Source organism: Mesorhizobium abyssinicae (assembly GCF_049887195.1).
Lineage (GTDB): Bacteria > Pseudomonadota > Alphaproteobacteria > Rhizobiales > Rhizobiaceae > Mesorhizobium > Mesorhizobium abyssinicae.
Genome location: NZ_JARAKC010000004.1, coordinates 373,441 through 390,307, shown reverse-complemented (window position 1 = coordinate 390,307; position 16,867 = coordinate 373,441). Strand labels below are relative to the sequence as shown.

Here is a 16,867-nt window from a genome sequence, read left to right as displayed (position 1 = left end):
CGCGCGCTTGTTTCACGACCCCAGGGAGGTACTCATGAAGTCGATCATTGCTGGATTGGCCGCGCTTTTGCTCGGTGCCACGGCATCCCAGGCCGCCGAGGCGTGGAAGGAAGCCGAGGTCGGCGGCACGAAAATCTACACCGACGCCATGGGCATGACGCTCTACACCTACGACAAGGACGAGAAGGGCAAATCGAACTGCTACGACAAATGCGCCACCAACTGGCCGCCCCTGAAGGCCGAGGCCGGCGCCAAGGCAGACGATGAATGGACGATTGTCGACCGCACCGACGGCACCAAGATGTGGGCCTATGACGGCAAGCCGGTCTACACCTTCATCAAGGACAAGAAGGCCGGCGACGCGACGGGCGACGGCGCCTCCGGCGTCTGGCACATCGTCAAGGCCGACTGAATTTTCCGCCCCGAAACATCGGCTGGCCGCCGGACAAGGTCTCGATCACCCGGCGGCCAGTTTCCGCCATTGCCGCGCCTGGCGACTCGCTCGAATCGACCGGGTCGTTCCAGTGGCTCGATGCTCGAACGGCCCTCCCCGAAATTATGTGGTCCTCTCCATACACTCTAAGAGTGTATTGCCGCGGACGTCTCCGCATTTTGGCCGCCTGCCCTTGACCGATTGCAAAAGCACGGCCATGTGAGCGACGAAAAACAACGCGTCGCGCGCGGCGGGAATTCTTCCGCTGGCCCATAGCTGATATGAGACCTCATGGACGTCGTCGTCGTCGAATCGCCGGCCAAGGCAAAGACAATCAACAAATATCTCGGCAAGAACTATAAGGTCCTGGCCTCGTTCGGCCACGTCCGCGATCTGCCGGCCAAAGATGGTTCGGTGCGCCCCGACGAGGACTTCGCCATGTCCTGGTCGGTCGACACCGCCTCGGGCAAGCGGCTTGCCGACATCGCCAAGGCGGTCAAGGACGCCGACGGCCTCATCCTCGCTACCGACCCGGACCGCGAGGGCGAGGCGATTTCCTGGCATGTGCTGGAAGTGCTGAAGCAGAAGCGCGCGCTGAAGGACAAGCCGGTCAGCCGCGTCGTCTTCAACGCCATCACCAAGTCTTCGGTGCTGGATGCGATGGCCAATCCGCGCCAGATCGACGCGCCGCTGGTCGATGCCTATCTCGCCCGCCGCGCCCTCGACTATCTGGTCGGCTTCACGCTGTCGCCGGTGCTGTGGCGCAAGCTGCCCGGCGCCCGTTCCGCCGGCCGCGTCCAGTCGGTGGCGCTGCGCCTGGTCTGCGACCGTGAATCCGAGATCGAGCGCTTCATCCGCGAGGAATACTGGCAGATCGCCGCCATCCTCGGCACGCCGCGCAACGAGAATTTTGAGGCGCGGCTGACCGCGTTCGAGCGCAAGAAACTGCAAAAACTCGACATCGCCAACAAGGCACAGGCCGACGACATCAAGGCGATGCTCGAAGGCGCCACCTTCAAGGCGCTGTCGGTCGAGGCCAAGCCAACCAAGCGCAACCCGGGCCCGCCCTTCACCACCTCGACGCTGCAGCAGGCCGCCTCGTCGGGTCTCGGCTTTTCGGCCACCCGCACGATGCAGGTGGCGCAGCGGCTCTACGAAGGCATGGACATTGGCGGCGAGACCGCCGGCCTGATCACCTATATGCGAACCGACGGCGTGCAGATGGCGCCCGAGGCGATCGACGCCGCGCGCGATGCCATCGTCAGCGAATTCGGCGCAAAATACCTGCCGGAGAAGCCGCGCTTCTATACGACCAAGGCCAAGAACGCCCAGGAAGCGCATGAGGCGATCCGCCCGACCGATTTCAAGCGCACTCCGGCTTCGGTCCGCCAATATCTCGATGCCGACCAGGCCCGCCTCTACGAGCTGATCTGGAAGCGCGCCATCGCCAGCCAGATGCAGCCGGCCGAGATCGAGCGCACCACGGTCGAGATCGAGGCGGTCAACGGCGCCCGCACCGCCGAGCTTCGCGCCGTCGGCTCGGTCGTGCGCTTCGACGGCTTCATCGCCGCCTATACCGACCAGAAGGACGAGGACGCGGAGGACGAGGAAAGCCGCCGCCTGCCGGAGATCCGCGCCGGCGAGCAGCTTGCCCGCCAGGCGATCAACGCCACCCAGCACACCACCGAGCCGCCGCCGCGCTATTCCGAGGCGTCGCTGATCAAGAAGCTGGAAGAGCTGGGCATCGGCCGCCCGTCGACTTACACGGCGATCCTGAAGACGCTGGAGGACCGCGACTACGTCACCATCGACCGCCGCAAGCTGGTGCCGCAGGCCAAGGGCCGCTTGCTGTCGGCCTTCCTCGAGAGCTTCTTCGAGCGCTATGTCGAGTATGATTTCACTGCCTCGCTGGAAGAAAAGCTCGACGAGATTTCCGACGGCAAGCTCGCCTGGAAGGACGTGCTGCGCGACTTCTGGAGGGATTTCTCCGGCGCGGTCGACGACATCAAGGAACTGCGCGTCACCGACGTGCTCGATGCGCTCAACGACGAGCTGGCGCCGCTGGTGTTCCCGGCGCGTGAGGACGGTTCGAACCCGCGCATCTGCCCGAAATGCGGCACCGGCAACCTGTCGCTGAAGCTCGGCAAGTTCGGCGCCTTCGTCGGCTGCTCGAACTATCCCGAATGCTCCTTCACCCGCCAGCTCGGCGATGCCGCTAATCCCAATGGCGAGAACGGCAATGGCGAGGACGGCACCAGGCTGATCGGCAAGGATCCGTACACGGCGGAAGAGATCACGCTGCGCAGCGGCCGCTTCGGCCCCTATATCCAACGCGGCGAAGGCAAGGAGGCCAAGCGCTCCAGCCTGCCCAAGGGCTGGGCCGCCGAGCAGATCGACCATGAGAAGGCGCTGGCGCTGCTGGCGCTGCCGCGCGACGTCGGCAAGCACCCTGAATCCGGCAAGATGATCTCGGCCGGCCTCGGCCGCTACGGCCCCTTCGTGCTGCATGACGGCACCTACGCCAATCTCGACAGCATCGAGGACGTGTTCTCGATCGGCCTCAATCGCGCCGTCTCGGTGATCGCGGAGAAGCAGTTGAAGGGCAAGGGCGGCCGCAACGGCGCAACGCCCGCGGCGCTCAAGGATCTTGGCGACCACCCCGACGGCGGCGGCAAGATCGTCGTGCGCGACGGCAAATACGGGCCCTACGTCAACTATGGCAAGGTCAATGCGACGCTGCCCAAGGGCAAGGATCCACAATCGGTGACGGTCGAGGACGCCCTGGCGCTGATCGCCGAGAAGGAAGCCAAGGGCGGTGGCGGCAAGAAGCCGTTCCGCAAGGCGGCAGCCGGCAAGCCGGCCGCCAAAAAATCCCCGGCCAAGAAAAAGGGATAGGGCGTGGCGCGCAGGATCTCCGGACGAAGCCACGGCGATCCGCGCACCGCCGACACGAGGGCCAAGGTCCGGGACGATTACCGCCCGTCGCGCGAAGAAATCCTGCGCTACATAGCCGAAAATCCGGACCGTTCCGGCAAGCGCGAGATCGCCAAGGCGTTCGCGCTGCGCGGCGATGACCGTATCTGGCTGAAGGATCTGTTGCGCGACCTGCAGGACGAGGGCCTGCTGACGAGGGAACGCAAGCGGCTGACGCGCGCCGGCGCCCTGCCCCATGTCGCCGTGCTCGACATTTTCGGCCGCGACGGCGACGGTGTGCTCCTGGCGCATCCGAGCGAAAACAGCGGCGCTGGCTCGCCGCCGGTCGTCTCCATCCGCATTTCGCGTGGAAGCAATGGCCCGGCGCCCGGCATCGGCGACCGCGTGCTCGCCAAGACCTTCCCGACCGACGATCCGGCCGGCCCCGCCTATACCGGCCGGGTGATGAAGATCTTCGAGAAGCGCAGCGACGCCGTGCTCGGCGTCTTTCGCGTCCTCAAGGACGGCACCTTGCGCATCGAACCGGTGGAGCGGCGCCAGCCCGAACTGATCGTCGACAAGGAATTCCAGAACGGCGCCCGGAATGGCGACCTGGTCGAGGTCGAGCCCGCGCGGGCGTCCCGCTACGGGTTGCCGCGCGCCAAGGTCCTGGCGGTGCTGGGCTCGCTGACCAGCGAGAAGGCGGTCTCGATGATCGCGATCCACGCCCATGACATCCCGCACATCTTCCCGGCCGACGTCATCGCCGAGGCCGACGCGGTGAAGCCTGCGGCGCATGCCGGCCGCGAGGACTGGCGCGACCTGCCGCTGATCACCATCGACCCGGCCGACGCCAAGGACCATGACGACGCGGTCTTCGCGACGCCCGACCCGGACGAGAAGAATCCCGGCGGCGTTCTGGTCACCGTGGCGATCGCCGACGTCGCGGCTTACGTCCGCTACGGCACCGCGCTCGACCGCGAGGCCCTGAAGCGTGGCAATTCGGTCTATTTCCCGGATCGCGTGGTGCCGATGCTGCCGGAGCGCATCTCCAACGATCTCTGCTCGCTGCGCGAGGGCCAGGACCGGCCGGCGCTTGCCGTGCGCATGACGTTCGCGGCCGATGGCCGCAAGCTGCGCCATTCCTTCCATCGCGTCATGATGAAGTCGGCGGCCAAGCTCGCCTACCCGCAGGCGCAGGCGGCGATTGATGGTATGCCCGACGACAAGACCGGGCCGATCCTCGATACGGTGCTGAAGCCGCTATGGGATGCGTATGCGGTGCTGAAGCGCGGCCGTGACGGCCGCCAGCCGCTGGAACTCGACCTGCCCGAGCGCAAGATCCTGCTCAAGGAGGACGGCACCGTCGACCGCGTCGTCGTGCCGGAACGCCTCGATGCCCACAAGCTGATCGAGGAGTTCATGATCCAGGCCAACGTCGCGGCCGCCGAAACGCTGGAGGCGAAGCGCCAGGCACTGGTCTACCGCATCCATGACGCGCCCTCGCTCGCCAAGCAGGAATCGCTGCGCGAATTCCTGGCAACGCTCAGTCTGTCGCTGGCGCGCGGCGCGCAGATGCGGCCCGCGCAGTTCAACGGCATCCTCGAGCGCGTGCGGGGCGCCGACAATGAGGCGCTGGTCAATGAGGTGGTGCTGCGTTCGCAGAGCCAGGCCGAATACTCGCCGAAGAATATCGGCCATTTCGGCCTCAACCTGAAACGCTACGCGCATTTCACCTCGCCGATCCGCCGCTATGCCGACCTCATCGTGCATCGCGGGCTGATCGCCGCGCTCGGTCTTGGCCCGGGCGGCCTGACGCAGCAGGAAGCCGATCGGCTGGAAGAGGTGTCGGCGCTGATCTCCGCCACCGAGCGCCGCGCCATGGCGGCCGAGCGCAACACGGTCGACCGGCTGGTCGCCGCCCATCTCGCCGAGCATATCGACGACCGTTTCGACGCGCGCATCTCCGGCGTCACCAAGGCGGGACTATTTGTCCAATTGCCGCAGTACGGCGCGGATGGTTTCATCCCGGTGTCAAGCCTTGAAGGCGATTACTATATATACGACGAAACCGCCCGATCGCTTTTCGGAGAACGCACCGGCAAGGGCTACCAGCTTGCCGACCGCGTCGAGGTCCGATTGGTCGAGGTCGCGCCCATGGCCGGCGCGATGCGTTTCGAAATGCTGACCGATCCGAAGCCGCTGCCCGGCTCCAAACGGTCGTTTCACAAGGCCAAGGGCCGCGCCCGCGCGTCGCAATCGCGCCCACGCGGCAGGAGACGGTGATGGCAAGGCAATTGCAGATGGAAGACCAGGTTTTCGGCGGCGAGCATCATTCGGGCCGCGTCGCCCGCCCGCTGTGGACGGCGATGAAGCGCGGCCTGCTCGGCCGCTGCCCGCATTGCGGCGAAGGCAAGCTGTTCCGCGCCTATGTCAAGACCGTCGACAAATGCGAGCATTGCGGCGAGGAACTCTACCATCACCGCGCCGACGACCTGCCCGCCTATCTGGTGGTGGTCATCGTCGGCCACATCGTGCTTGGCGCCTTCATGGGGGTCGAGGCGACCTCCACGCTCTCCACCTGGCAGCACATCCTCATCTGGGTGCCGCTGACCATCCTTCTGGCGATGGTGCTGCTGCAGCCGGTCAAGGGCGCCGTCATCGGCCTGCAATGGGCGCTCTATATGCACGGCTTCGGCGGCGAAGAGGACGTCATCGAGCATCACCCCGAGGCCTGACGTCGCGGCTGGCGCAATCGGCGATGTCCGAACGCCACTTTCGCATGCGGCAAGTTTCCGCTAAAGCGCCTCGCAAATGAACGGGTTCACGCGACGCGCTTCAGATCTTTGCTTTCATGCATGTCATCGTCCCCAGACCGCGACGGCGTCTGGGCGACATGCATCAGCTTGGGGACCGAATGACCAAGGCGAACGTCGACAAGCTTGAGCCAAGCGCTGCCGCGCCCGCCGGCAAGCGGTTGCGCCCGCGCGATGCCGCGACGCTGATCCTGCTCGACCGCAAGGGCAGCGAGGTGCTGGTGCTGATGGGCCGGCGCCATGCCGGGCACGCCTTCATGCCAGGCAAGTTCGTCTTTCCGGGCGGCCGCACCGATCCGGCCGACGGCCGCATCGCCGTTGCCACGGACCTCCACCCCGAGGAAGAAGCCAACCTGACCGCGGGCCTCGGCCGCACCAGCCAGGCGCGCGCACGCGCCATCGCGCTGTCGGCCATCCGCGAGACCTATGAGGAAGCCGGCCTGCTTATCGGCCGCAAGGGCGCCTTCACCACTGCCAGGCGCGACTGGCAGGGCTTTGCCGAGCATGGCGTCGTGCCCTCGCTGGAAGTGCTGCGCTTCATCGCCCGCGCGATCACGCCGCCGAACCGGGTGCGCCGCTTCGATACCCGCTTCTTCAGCGCCTGGCGCAGCGACGTCGCCATCGAATTGCCGGATGGCGGCCCGACCAACGAGTTGGAGGAACTGGTCTGGCTGCCGCTCGCCAAGGCCCGCGAGGCCGATATTCCAGACATCACCCGGATGATCCTCGACGAGCTGGAAAAGCGGCTCGCCGACGATCCGCTGCTGCGCCCCGGCGGCGCGGTGCCGCTCTACCGGCGTGTCCGCAACCACTTCACCCGCGAAATCCTCTAGGCTATTCAGGCATCCCATGACGGTCGATACCCAAGAACAGGGCGACGAGCGCGTACACTGGCTGCCGATGATCGCTGCGATCTCCTCGATCAGCGTCGTCGGCATCGCCATCGGCCTCGGCATGCCGCTGCTCAGCGTCATCCTGGAGACGCGCGGCCATTCGGCTTCGATGATCGGCCTCAACACCGCCATCGCCGGCCTTGCCTCGATCGCCGGCGCGCCGCTTGCAACGCCGCTCGCCATGCGGTTCGGCGTCGCCTGGACGATGCTGATGATGATCGCGGCGGGCGCGCTTGCCTTCGTCGGCTTCCACTTCGCGCCGGATTTCTGGATGTGGTTTCCGCTCCGCGTCGTGCTGCACATAGCGCTGACGGTGCTGTTCATCCTGTCGGAATTCTGGATAAGCACCTCGGCGCCGCCGCACCGGCGCGGCCTGGTGCTCGGCATCTATGCCACGGTGTTGTCGCTCGGCTTCGCCGCCGGACCATGGCTGTTCGCCCATCTCGGCAGCACCGGCTTCCTGCCCTTCGGCGTGACAATCGGCCTGGTGACGCTGGCCGCCATCCCGGTGCTGGCGGCGCGCAACGAAAGCCCGACCATCGTCGCCGACAGCGAAACCAGTCATTTCCTGCGCTACATCTGGCTGGTGCCGACCGCCACCTTCGCGGTGCTGGTGTTCGGCGCGGTCGAGACCGGCGGCTTTGCGCTGTTCCCGGTCTACGGCAGCCGCATCGGCTATTCCGAGGCGGACGCCGCCCTGCTGCTCACCATGATCGGCCTTGGCAACGTGCTGCTGCAGATTCCGATCGGCATGATCAGCGACCGCGTCTCGGACCGCCGCCATCTGCTCCTGGCCTGCGCCACAGTCGGGCTTGCCGGCACGATCTTCATGCCGCATTTCGCCGGGGACTGGCACCTGATGGCGGCGCTGCTGTTCGTCTGGGGCGGCGTCGTCGCGGCGCTCTACACGATCGGCCTTGCCCACCTCGGCTCGCAATTGTCCGGCCATGAGCTCGCCTCCGCCAACGCCGCCTTCGTGCTCTGCTACGGCGTCGGCATGGTGCTCGGCCCACAGGCGATCGGCATCGGCATGGACGTCTTCGGCCCCTCCGGCTTCGGCTGGTCGCTCGCTCTGTTCTTCGCCGCCTATATAGCGCTGGTCGGCGTCAGGCTGATCCGCAAGGTCCTGTAGGCCGACAGGCTGAACGCTCGTCAGGTTACGCTGCTGACATCACCGTGTCAGGAGCACCCCTGCTATACCCACGCTCCACATGCAGGGAGATATCAGATGATCGACAGTGGCTTCGAAACCAAATCCGTGCGGATGCAGTTGCTGCTGCTTGTCAGCTTCCAGGCGCCGGCAGCCGACGTCGATCGCATCATGGACGCCGTGGTCGCCATCACGCCGCTCGGCATGGGCAATTACGACAGCAACGCCTTCCAGTCGGCCGATGGCGTCGAGCGCTACCGGCCGCTCGAGGGTGCCGCCGCCGGCGCCGAGACGCTGCTGCGGCAGCGGCCTGGTACGGTCGAGGTGTCGTTCGAATTGCCCGACGACCAGGGCCTCGCCGCTCGAGTCGTCGAGGCGATCTACCAGGCGCACAGCTATGAGGAGCCCGTGATCCGCATCCAGCCGCTGCTTGCCAGCCGCACCAAGGGCCTTGACGACCGCGCCAACCCCAACCGCTGGTGGAACACGGCCGGAGACTGGAAGAAGGCCGCCTCCCCAGTCAGGGAGGACGCCTGACCGCCTACCTTGCCGCCGCTGGCCGGCTCCACCATTGCCGGCAGCAGCCGCATCGGGCGTCGCCGAAACCCGCTTGGGGTTGACTTTCCGGACGCGTTCTTTATGTGTCGCGCCAAGTTTCCCGCGTCCGGGCGTTTTCCCCGTGCTCCAGCGGCCAAAACTCCACGAACATTAACGGACGAACATCATGGCCAAAGCCGCAAACATCAAGATCAAGCTTCTGTCGACCGCCGACACCGGTTTCTTCTACGTGACCAGCAAGAACAGCCGCACCAAGACGGACAAGCTGTCGTTCCGCAAGTACGATCCGGTCGCCAAGAAGCACGTCGAGTTCAAGGAAACCAAGATCAAGTAATCCGGTTTCCTCCGAGAATGCCGAAACGCCGCCCTTTGGGCGGCGTTTTTGTTTTGGCCGGCGATTCGGCCTGACCCGATAGCAGGAGCTTCCGCCGATTGGCGCGAAGTCCTGACGTTCATTTTTTTGGAAAAAAGGGGGCCGGTCGGCGTTTGGCAGCGGTACGAGGAGGCCACTATGTGCCAGCGCCGGCCGGCCGACCCCACGGACCCAGGAGATGCGGCGGACCTGAGCATCATGGGGTATTTAACGGAACGATCCGGCGGTCTACCCTCGTGCCGGCCTCGTTTTGTCTATGCTGTACATTTGCGCAAGAGCTTATGAAAATCAACAGTTTCTTAACCAAGCCACCCGAATCGCTTGGATTAAGGTAAATTGCTAACCCTGTCGGATTGACCGGTTAATTGGCGCCCAAGCCTACGCCGCCTTGGCGACCACGCGGTTGCGCCCGCCGCTCTTGGCCTCGTAGAGAGCCAGATCGGCGCGCTTCATCAGGGCGGCCACCGTATCGGCCCCCTTGAGCAGCGACGACACGCCGACGCTGACGGTGACCTCGATCGTCTTGCCCTCATGGCCGATCGCAAACGGCAACTGGGCGATTTCGGCGCGGATGCGTTCCGCGACCTTTTCCGCCACCGCGCCCTCCGTGTCGGGCATCACCACCACGAACTCCTCGCCGCCGAAACGGCAGGCGAGATCGATGCCGCGCACGTTCTTGCGCAACCGCCGCGCGAACTCGCGCAGCACGTCGTCGCCGCCGTCATGGCCATGCGCATCGTTGATGGACTTGAAGCGGTCGAGGTCGGTGATCATCACCGACAGCGGACGCCGCCGCGCCACCGCGCGGTCGAACAGCGTCTGCAGATGGCTGTCGAGGTAGCGGCGGTTGTGCAGCCCGGTCAGCCCGTCGGTCACCGCCATCTCGATGGTCTGGGTGACGCTGGCGCGCAGCTGGTCGTTGTAGCGCTTGCGGCGCACCTGGGTGCGCAGCCTCGCGGTCAGTTCCTGCTGGTCAACCGGCCGCGTCAGATAGTCGTTGATGCCGAGTTCGAGGCCGCGGATGATGCGCCCCTCCTCGCCTGCGTCCGCCAAAAGGATGATCGGCAGGAAGCGGGTGCGGTCGAGCGACCGCAGTTGCGAACACAGGCGCAGCGGATCGAAATCGGCGAAAGCGGTCGAGATCAGCACGCATTCGTAGGCCGTCTCGGCAGCCTGGAAGAAACCGGCATTGGGATCGGTGGCGACGTCGAGCTCGGCGCTGCTTCGCAGCATCTTCTTGATGCGCTCGAAGGACGATTTGCGCTCGTCGATCAACAGCACCTTCGGCTTCGCATCCTCGGCGGCGAAGTTGCGGCTCAACAGTTCCTCGATGCCGATGTTACGCGTGGTCGAGGCGCGCAGCCGCAATTCGTCGGTCAGCGACTTCAGCCGGACTAGGCTCTTGACGCGCGTCATCAGCTGCAGGTCGTTGACCGGCTTGGTCAGGAAATCGTCGGCGCCGGCCTCCAGGCCGCGCACCCGATCGGAGACCTGATCGAGCGCGGTGATCATGACGACCGGGATATGCGAGGTCGCCGGGTCGCTCTTCAGCCGCCGGCAGACCTCGAAGCCGTCCATGTCGGGCATCATCACGTCGAGCAGCACGACATCGACCTTGCCGTTCTCGCAGGTCTCGATCGCGTCCGGCCCGTTGGAGGCGGTCAGCACCTCGAAATACTCGGCCAGCAGCCTGACCTCGAGCAGCCTGACATTGGCAGGGATGTCGTCGACGACGAGGATCCGCGCGGTCATCTCACAAGGCTCCGGTCTGGCTGGGCATCAGGCGTCGCCCAGATAGGATTTGATGGTTTCGATGAAACGCGGCACCGAGATCGGCTTCGAGATATAGGCCTCGCAGCCACCCTGGCGAATGCGCTCCTCGTCGCCCTTCATGGCGAATGCGGTCACCGCGATGACCGGGATCGAATGGAGGTCGTCATCCTCCTTCAGCCACTTGGTCACCTCCAGCCCGGACACTTCGGGCAGTTGGATGTCCATCAGGATCAGGTCCGGCCGGTGCTTGCGCGCCAGGTCCAGCGCCTCGAGGCCGTTGCGCGTGCGAACAGTGTCGTAGCCGCTGGCTTCGATGAGGTCGCGAAAGAGCTTCATGTTGAGCTCGTTGTCCTCGACGATCATGACCTTCTTAGGCATCGATTTCCCGTCCCGACGGTCCTCGACGCCGAAGACCACCGTCATGCGTCCTTGCCGGTCGCACCCAACCCTCATCCACGCTACGCCAATATGATTGACGAAACGCAAACCGGCGGCCCCAAAAAACTGGCCGGATCCCGTCTCGCGGAGGGCAATGGCTTGCCGCAAGTCGCGCTTGCCGTTACTGCGGAGAGACTCAAATTCCACGCACAAAAGGTAGTCATGACAAACGCGGCGTCAATGCGCGAGGAAGCGGAAGCCCTTGCCATCAGGGCTCTCGGCTTCGTCGCCGCCGATCCTGAACTCCTGCCGCGCTTCCTGGCGATCACCGGCATCGAGGCGCAGTCGATCAGGCGGGCGGCGGGCGAGCCAGGCTTTTTGGCCGGCGTGCTGCAGTTCATCCTCGCCCATGAGCCGACGCTGCTGCGCTTCGCCGAGGAGACCGGCACGCCGCCGGCCGCCGTCGGCAAGGCCTTGCGGGCGCTGCCGCTCGGCAACGACGATCACGAGCGCTCGGTATGAGCGACGATCCCGAGACGGCGCGGCAGATCGAAGAGCTTGCCGCGGACGACCGGCCGCTTCTGGTGCTCGACGTCGACGACGTCGTGCTGGAGTTCATCCGGCCGTTCCCGCATTTTCTGCAATCGCGCGGCTTCGCCCTGACGCTGGCCTCCTTCCGCCTCACCGGCAACATTGCCGAGACGGCAAGCGGCCGGTTGATCGAGCAGGCTGAGGTGACGGCGCTTCTCGGCGAATTCTTCGACGCCCAGGCCGAATGGCAAAGCGTCACCGATGGTGCGGCGCAAGCGCTGTCGACATTCGGCGGCCGTGCCGAGATCGTGCTTTTGACGGCCATGCCGCACAGGCACCGCGCGGCGCGCCGCGCCCACCTCGACGCGCTTGGGCTGAACTATCCGCTGCTGACGACGGAGATGGCGAAAGGACCGGCCGTCGCCAAACTGCGCGGCGCCAAGGGTCGGCCGGTCGCCTTCGTCGACGACCAGCCGTACAACCTTCTGTCGGTGCGCAACTCGGTGGCAGACGCGCATCTCTTCCACCTGATGGCAGACAACTCGCTGCGCGCCTTCCTGCCGCCAACGCCCGAAGGCATCGTCTCGGTCGAGGATTGGCACGAGGCGGCGCCGAAGATCGTCAGCGCGCTCGGGCTTTAGAGCAATTCCAGGAAAAGTGTGTAACGGTTTTCCGTCCGGAATTGCGTAGAAACAAATAGTTAGAGCGGTTCAGCGATTCCATGAAACGCTGAACCGCTCTAGAACCCGGGGGCGGAAAACCGCTCCGCCCTTTCCCGAAAATGCCTCAAGGCTGAAGCTTCGCGCCCGACCCGCTGTTGCCCTCGCCGGGAACGACATCCTGATCGGTGCCATCATCCTGATCGGTGGTATCGTCCTCAACGGCATCCGCCGGCTTCAGCATGGCACCATTGACCGTCACCGAACCATCGGGCTTGGCGTTGATCGCCCATTCGATGCGTCCGTCCGGCAGCGTCTTGCCGAACCCTTTGACCGCAAGCACCATCGGAAAATACTGCGCGGCTTCCGGGTCGGTCTTGGCCGCGGTCTGCAAGGCTTCGACGATCTTGTCGTAGCCGGCGATATCGACCGTCACGCTCGCATCGGGCTTCTCGCCGGGGAAGGTCATCTCGCCTTCCAGCGCGATCTCGATGTCCTTGTTCTTCAGCGTGCTGTGGCCGATGACGGCCTTGGGCGTCTTGGCCAGGAAATCGGCGGAGATCTGGTCGCCAAAATCTTCCGGCAGCGGCGGATTCTTATTGAGATCAAGCGTTTCGATCGCCTTCTTCGCCATGCTGTCGAGATCGATGTTGGCGCCGCCGAAGTTCAGGTCGACGTCGGTGGGCAGCAACGCCACGCTCCAGCCGGGCAGCATCTGCTGCGGAATCTTCAGGCCAGAGGCCTTGATCGCGTAGTTGATCTTGCCGCTCTGGGAGACGCCGTCCATTCCGAAGGCCGTGCTCAATTGCGTCGCCCCGAACGTGCCGATCGGGCTCTCGACCGCGAAGTCCTTGAACCCATAGGTTCCATCGAGCCTTTCCCATACCGGCAGCGCGGCAAGCAGCAGCGACTTGAGCTGCGCCTGGTTCGCCTTCAGCGCCGCTTCGTCCTCATTGGCCACGGCAAAGGCCAGCAGGTCGAGCAACGGCTTGCTTCGCACGCCCTTGCCGTTCGCGGTCACCGACAGCTCCGGCGACTTAATCGTCACCGGAAATTTCATTCCGCTCTCGGGATCGTCGAAATTGACCGCCTCGGTAAAGCTCGACATCTTCTGCGTCATCGTGACGTCAACGCCGCCATTGGCGGCCTTGGTCGCGGCGAAGTTCGCCGTGCCGGCGCCGAAGCTGGCGTCAACATGCTGTTTGGCGTCCTTGGACGTCATCGTCATGCTGGCTATGGTGCTGACGCCGCTGGTGAAGGCTGCGAGCGCGGGGTCATAGACGCCGCTGCCCTTGCCGTCCTTGACGGTGAACTGGGTGCTTTGCAGCCCTTCCGGCCCGTTGAACTCGAAGGACGCGCTCTGCGAGAAATCCATCGAGACGTCCCAGGATCCATCGCTGCGCGGCTTCACCTTCAAGGCATAAGGCGCGACGTCGAACTTCAGCAGCTTCTGGTCCGGCAGGGCCTCGACCAGCGCCTTGAAATCAATGGCGATCCGGTAGGCGTCGCCTTCGACGGAGACCTTCAGCACGCCGGTGTCGAGCGCCTTCTTGCCGACGTAGCGGGACAGGTCCTCGGAAAGCTGCTTGGCGCCTTGGCTATCGACCGTCTGGGCGAAAGCCGGCGCGCCGAGCGCGAGAAGGAAAACTAGGGGCAGGACACGCTTCACGTCGATTCTCCGTTTGGGCTCGGAAGACAAAATCGCTTCGCGCTGCTGGTAGGCAAATACCATCACAGCCGCAAGACAAAGGCTAGTCGCCTTCCTAAAGCACCAGCCGCATCAGCGGCCGGCCGGGCTTGCGCTCGACAAGCCGCTCGAAGCCCGCCTTCTCGAACACCCGTGACGAGCCGACGAACAGGCCGATCGAACGCGAATCGCGCGACAGGTCGATCGGGCAGGCCTCGACCAGCCGCGCGCCGTTCCGGCGGGCAAAGTCGATGCCGCCTTCGACGAGGCGATGGCTGATGCCCCTGCCCCGCGCCTTGACGCGGATGAAGAAGCACGAGATCGCCCAGACTCCCGCGTCGGCGGCATCGGCCGGATCGACCGGCGCCGACCCCCTGCCCTGGTTGTTCCATTCGGGCACGTCGGCGCGCGGCCCGATCTGCATCCAGCCGACCGCCTTGCCATCCTCGAAAGCCAGTAAACCCGGCGGCGGCCCGGCTTCGATGCGCGCCTTGATATGGTCCTTGTTGCGCTGCTTGTCGTTGGCCCGTCGTACCGCCGGCGCCAAACGGAAATGCGTGCACCAGCAGCCGTAACAGGCGCCCTGCTTGCCGAAAAGATCCTCGAAATCCGCCCAGAGCTCGGGCGCCAGCGGCGCGATGGTCGTGCTCATGCGTTCTCCCCAGGCCAGCCTTGTTGCTTGCCCTGCGCTGTCGTACCATTGCGTTTGTTCTCTTTATGTTCGCAGCAATGGCGGCTCCTGTCAACAATCCCGAACACGGTTTTTGCCGTGACTGCCTGGCCTTGCAGCGCGGCGATGCACGTCGCTGCGAGCGTTGCGGCAGCCCCAGGCTTGCCCGCCATGCCGAACTCTACCGGCTGCATCTTGCCCATATCGACTGCGACGCCTTCTACGCCGCCATCGAAAAGCGCGACAATCCGGCGCTGAAGGACCGGCCGGTGATCGTTGGCGGCGGCAGGCGCGGCGTCGTCTCCACCGCTTGCTACATCGCCCGCATCCACGGCGTGCGTTCGGCGATGCCGATGTTCAAGGCGCTGGAAGCCTGTCCTGAGGCGGTGGTCATTCCTCCCGACATGGAGAAATATGTCCGGGTCGGGCGCGAAGTCCGCGCGTTGATGCAGGCATTGACGCCGCTGGTCGAGCCGCTCTCCATCGACGAGGCCTTCCTCGATCTTGCCGGCACCGAGCGCCTGCACGGCATGCCCCCTGCCCTCGTCCTGGCGCGTTTCGCGCTGTCCGTGGAAAAGGAGCTCGGCATCACCGTCTCGGCCGGTCTTTCCTACTGCAAGTTCCTCGCCAAGGTGGCGTCCGACTTCCGTAAGCCGCGCGGCCTTTCGGTGATCGGCGAAGCCGAGGCGATGGGCTTCCTGGCCGAACAGCCGGTGACGATGATCTGGGGCGTCGGCAAGGCCTTCGCCGCCACGCTGGAACGCGACGGCATCCGCAGCATCGGCCAGCTTCAGCGCATGGAGCGGGCCGAGCTGATGCGCCGCTACGGCGTGATGGGCGACCGGCTCTACCGGCTCTCGCGCGGCGAGGACGACCGCCGGGTCGACCCGGATGGCGACGCCAAGAGCGTGTCGGCCGAGACCACCTTCGACACCGACATCGGCGCCATGGCCGAACTGGTGCCGGTGCTGCGGGCGCTGTCGGAAAAGGTCTCGGCACGGCTGAAGAAGTCGGGCATTGCCGGGCGCACCGTGGTGCTGAAGCTGAAGACACAGGACTTCAAGCTCCGCACTCGCAACCGCCAGCTTGGCGATCCCACGCGCCTGGCCGACCGGATCTTTCAGACCGGCCTCGACCTCTTGCGCCGGGAAGCCGACGGGACGAAGTTCCGGCTGCTCGGCATTGGCGTCAGCGATCTGTCCGATGACGGGAAGGCCGACCCGCCCGACCTGGTCGACATCCAGTCGCGCAAGCGCGCGCTGGCCGAGGGCGCCATCGATTCATTGCGCGACAAGTTCGGCAAGAAGGCCGTGGAAACCGGCTATACGTTCGGCAGGGGCCGCGGCGCCAATCCGCCGGAGCCGATCGAGGAGTGATCGAATCCGGCTTCCGCCACTCACGTGCGTTTGAGATCGATCCGGCTTGTCACCACCGTCTTGCCGGTTTTCGGATCGGCGTCTGTCACGGTGAGCCGCATGCCGTCCCCGCTGGTCTTCTCGACGGTTAGCCGCGCTGTCCGGTCGCCATTCACCTCTTTGGCCCATCGGATTGCGAGGCTGAGCGCATTGCCCGACCGCTTGCCATTCAACTGCGCCGGCCCGGTACGGGAGCCGACATAAACGCCGGTATAGCCCTTGCCGTTGGATTTCAAATCCGCGCTGATCGCCCGCGTCACCAGCACGAGACCTCGGCAATTGCCGTCGAGCGACAGCGAAGTCGACGTCGCGCCGGAATTGAAGGTGCAGGAGACGTTCACCGTCGGCGCATTGGTGGTCACCTTGACGGTGCCGTTGCCGGCGAAACTGCCCTGGAACGAGCGCAGGAAATCGGCATCGTCGGCATGCGCGGGGCTCACGGCGGTCAGGCCGCCGGCGAGCAGAAGCAGCAGCATTGATCTCATCGAAGGTCTCCCCCGGTAGAATCGGAAATGCCTAAGCGCGGATACAGGGACTCGAACGCCTGTGGCGACCCCAGGTTCCGCCTTCAACGTGACTGTTTTTTAACGCCGCATCGGCTGGCCCAGTCGAATGCGC

General features: G+C 65.1%; 16 protein-coding genes. 11 read left to right on the top strand and 5 right to left on the bottom strand.

Annotation, left to right across the window (positions count from 1 at the left end):
* Positions 1 to 34: 34 nt before the first annotated feature.
* From PU724_RS12235 to rpmG, 8 genes are all read left to right on the top strand, one after another.
* Positions 35 to 412, top strand: coding sequence for a COG4315 family predicted lipoprotein (locus PU724_RS12235; RefSeq protein ID WP_127283342.1), 378 nt, complete (start codon positions 35 to 37; stop codon positions 410 to 412).
* A gap of 312 nt (positions 413 to 724) precedes the next feature.
* Complete coding sequence (topA, locus tag PU724_RS12230; RefSeq protein WP_354422019.1) at positions 725 to 3,328, top strand: type I DNA topoisomerase; 2,604 nt, start codon at positions 725 to 727, stop codon at positions 3,326 to 3,328.
* 3 nt (positions 3,329 to 3,331) lie between these two features.
* Positions 3,332 to 5,632 carry a ribonuclease R gene (gene rnr, locus PU724_RS12225; RefSeq protein WP_354422021.1) on the top strand — a complete coding sequence of 767 codons (2,301 nt, stop codon included), beginning with the start codon at positions 3,332 to 3,334 and terminating at the stop codon, positions 5,630 to 5,632.
* Positions 5,633 to 5,649: 17 nt separating this feature from the next.
* Positions 5,650 to 6,084, top strand: coding sequence for a DUF983 domain-containing protein (locus tag PU724_RS12220; RefSeq protein ID WP_426213207.1), 435 nt, complete (start codon positions 5,650 to 5,652; stop codon positions 6,082 to 6,084).
* Positions 6,085 to 6,263: 179 nt separating this feature from the next.
* Positions 6,264 to 6,995 (top strand): NUDIX hydrolase, encoded by a 732-nt coding sequence (locus tag PU724_RS12215; RefSeq protein WP_354422024.1) that lies wholly within the window; start codon positions 6,264 to 6,266, stop codon positions 6,993 to 6,995.
* 16 nt (positions 6,996 to 7,011) lie between these two features.
* Positions 7,012 to 8,187: an MFS transporter gene (locus PU724_RS12210; RefSeq protein WP_354422026.1), complete on the top strand. Its 1,176-nt coding sequence runs from the start codon at positions 7,012 to 7,014 to the stop codon at positions 8,185 to 8,187.
* 96 nt (positions 8,188 to 8,283) lie between these two features.
* Complete coding sequence (locus PU724_RS12205; RefSeq protein WP_354422028.1) at positions 8,284 to 8,742, top strand: YqfO family protein; 459 nt, start codon at positions 8,284 to 8,286, stop codon at positions 8,740 to 8,742.
* A 187-nt stretch (positions 8,743 to 8,929) separates the two neighbouring features.
* On the top strand, positions 8,930 to 9,097 hold the full coding sequence (gene rpmG, locus PU724_RS12200; RefSeq protein WP_006201775.1) for a 50S ribosomal protein L33: 168 nt from the start codon (positions 8,930 to 8,932) through the stop codon (positions 9,095 to 9,097).
* A 417-nt stretch (positions 9,098 to 9,514) separates the two neighbouring features.
* On the opposite strand, the gene PU724_RS12195 is transcribed toward rpmG, so the two are convergent.
* Both PU724_RS12195 and PU724_RS12190 read right to left on the bottom strand, forming a co-directional pair.
* Entirely contained in the window at positions 9,515 to 10,888 is a 1,374-nt protein-coding gene (locus PU724_RS12195; protein WP_128275153.1) for a PleD family two-component system response regulator, read from the bottom strand.
* Between the two features lie 27 nt (positions 10,889 to 10,915).
* A complete protein-coding gene (locus PU724_RS12190; RefSeq protein WP_127283351.1) occupies positions 10,916 to 11,287 on the bottom strand; it encodes a response regulator in 372 nt (123 codons plus the stop codon).
* Between the two features lie 222 nt (positions 11,288 to 11,509).
* Here PU724_RS12190 and PU724_RS12185 point away from each other — a divergent pair, with 222 nt between their 5' ends.
* Both PU724_RS12185 and PU724_RS12180 read left to right on the top strand, forming a co-directional pair.
* Positions 11,510 to 11,809, top strand: a complete 300-nt coding sequence (locus PU724_RS12185; protein ID WP_128275152.1) for a DUF3572 domain-containing protein — start codon at positions 11,510 to 11,512, stop codon at positions 11,807 to 11,809.
* Positions 11,806 to 12,459: a hypothetical protein gene (locus tag PU724_RS12180; RefSeq protein ID WP_128275151.1), complete on the top strand. Its 654-nt coding sequence runs from the start codon at positions 11,806 to 11,808 to the stop codon at positions 12,457 to 12,459. The genes PU724_RS12185 and PU724_RS12180 overlap by 4 nt, the downstream gene beginning before the upstream one ends.
* Before the next feature lie 145 nt (positions 12,460 to 12,604).
* On the opposite strand, the gene PU724_RS12175 is transcribed toward PU724_RS12180, so the two are convergent.
* Positions 12,605 to 14,146: a hypothetical protein gene (locus PU724_RS12175; RefSeq protein ID WP_354422030.1), complete on the bottom strand. Its 1,542-nt coding sequence runs from the start codon at positions 14,144 to 14,146 to the stop codon at positions 12,605 to 12,607.
* Between the two features lie 94 nt (positions 14,147 to 14,240).
* Positions 14,241 to 14,816, bottom strand: a complete 576-nt coding sequence (locus PU724_RS12170; protein WP_320319965.1) for a GNAT family N-acetyltransferase — start codon at positions 14,814 to 14,816, stop codon at positions 14,241 to 14,243.
* 65 nt (positions 14,817 to 14,881) lie between these two features.
* On the opposite strand from PU724_RS12170, the gene PU724_RS12165 reads away from it, so the two are divergent.
* Positions 14,882 to 16,210, top strand: a complete 1,329-nt coding sequence (locus tag PU724_RS12165) for a DNA polymerase IV (protein WP_354422032.1) — start codon at positions 14,882 to 14,884, stop codon at positions 16,208 to 16,210.
* A gap of 20 nt (positions 16,211 to 16,230) precedes the next feature.
* On the opposite strand, the gene PU724_RS12160 is transcribed toward PU724_RS12165, so the two are convergent.
* Positions 16,231 to 16,734, bottom strand: a complete 504-nt coding sequence (locus PU724_RS12160; protein ID WP_354422034.1) for a hypothetical protein — start codon at positions 16,732 to 16,734, stop codon at positions 16,231 to 16,233.
* Positions 16,735 to 16,867: the final 133 nt, after the last annotated feature.

Bases quoted from the DNA above. Each gene is read 5' to 3' on its own strand.
- PU724_RS12190 (WP_127283351.1), bottom strand. From the start codon at position 11,287: ATGCCTAAGAAGGTCATGATCGTCGAGGACAACGAGCTCAACATGAAG.
- PU724_RS12220 (WP_426213207.1), top strand. From the start codon at position 5,650: ATGGAAGACCAGGTTTTCGGCGGCGAGCATCATTCGGGCCGCGTCGCC.
- topA (WP_354422019.1), top strand. From the start codon at position 725: ATGGACGTCGTCGTCGTCGAATCGCCGGCCAAGGCAAAGACAATCAAC.
- PU724_RS12185 (WP_128275152.1), top strand. From the start codon at position 11,510: ATGACAAACGCGGCGTCAATGCGCGAGGAAGCGGAAGCCCTTGCCATC.
- PU724_RS12195 (WP_128275153.1), bottom strand. From the start codon at position 10,888: ATGACCGCGCGGATCCTCGTCGTCGACGACATCCCTGCCAATGTCAGG.
- PU724_RS12210 (WP_354422026.1), top strand. From the start codon at position 7,012: ATGACGGTCGATACCCAAGAACAGGGCGACGAGCGCGTACACTGGCTG.
- PU724_RS12215 (WP_354422024.1), top strand. From the start codon at position 6,264: ATGACCAAGGCGAACGTCGACAAGCTTGAGCCAAGCGCTGCCGCGCCC.
- PU724_RS12165 (WP_354422032.1), top strand. From the start codon at position 14,882: ATGTTCGCAGCAATGGCGGCTCCTGTCAACAATCCCGAACACGGTTTT.
- PU724_RS12170 (WP_320319965.1), bottom strand. From the start codon at position 14,816: ATGAGCACGACCATCGCGCCGCTGGCGCCCGAGCTCTGGGCGGATTTC.
- PU724_RS12235 (WP_127283342.1), top strand. From the start codon at position 35: ATGAAGTCGATCATTGCTGGATTGGCCGCGCTTTTGCTCGGTGCCACG.
- PU724_RS12205 (WP_354422028.1), top strand. From the start codon at position 8,284: ATGATCGACAGTGGCTTCGAAACCAAATCCGTGCGGATGCAGTTGCTG.
- PU724_RS12160 (WP_354422034.1), bottom strand. From the start codon at position 16,734: ATGAGATCAATGCTGCTGCTTCTGCTCGCCGGCGGCCTGACCGCCGTG.
- PU724_RS12180 (WP_128275151.1), top strand. From the start codon at position 11,806: ATGAGCGACGATCCCGAGACGGCGCGGCAGATCGAAGAGCTTGCCGCG.
- rpmG (WP_006201775.1), top strand. From the start codon at position 8,930: ATGGCCAAAGCCGCAAACATCAAGATCAAGCTTCTGTCGACCGCCGAC.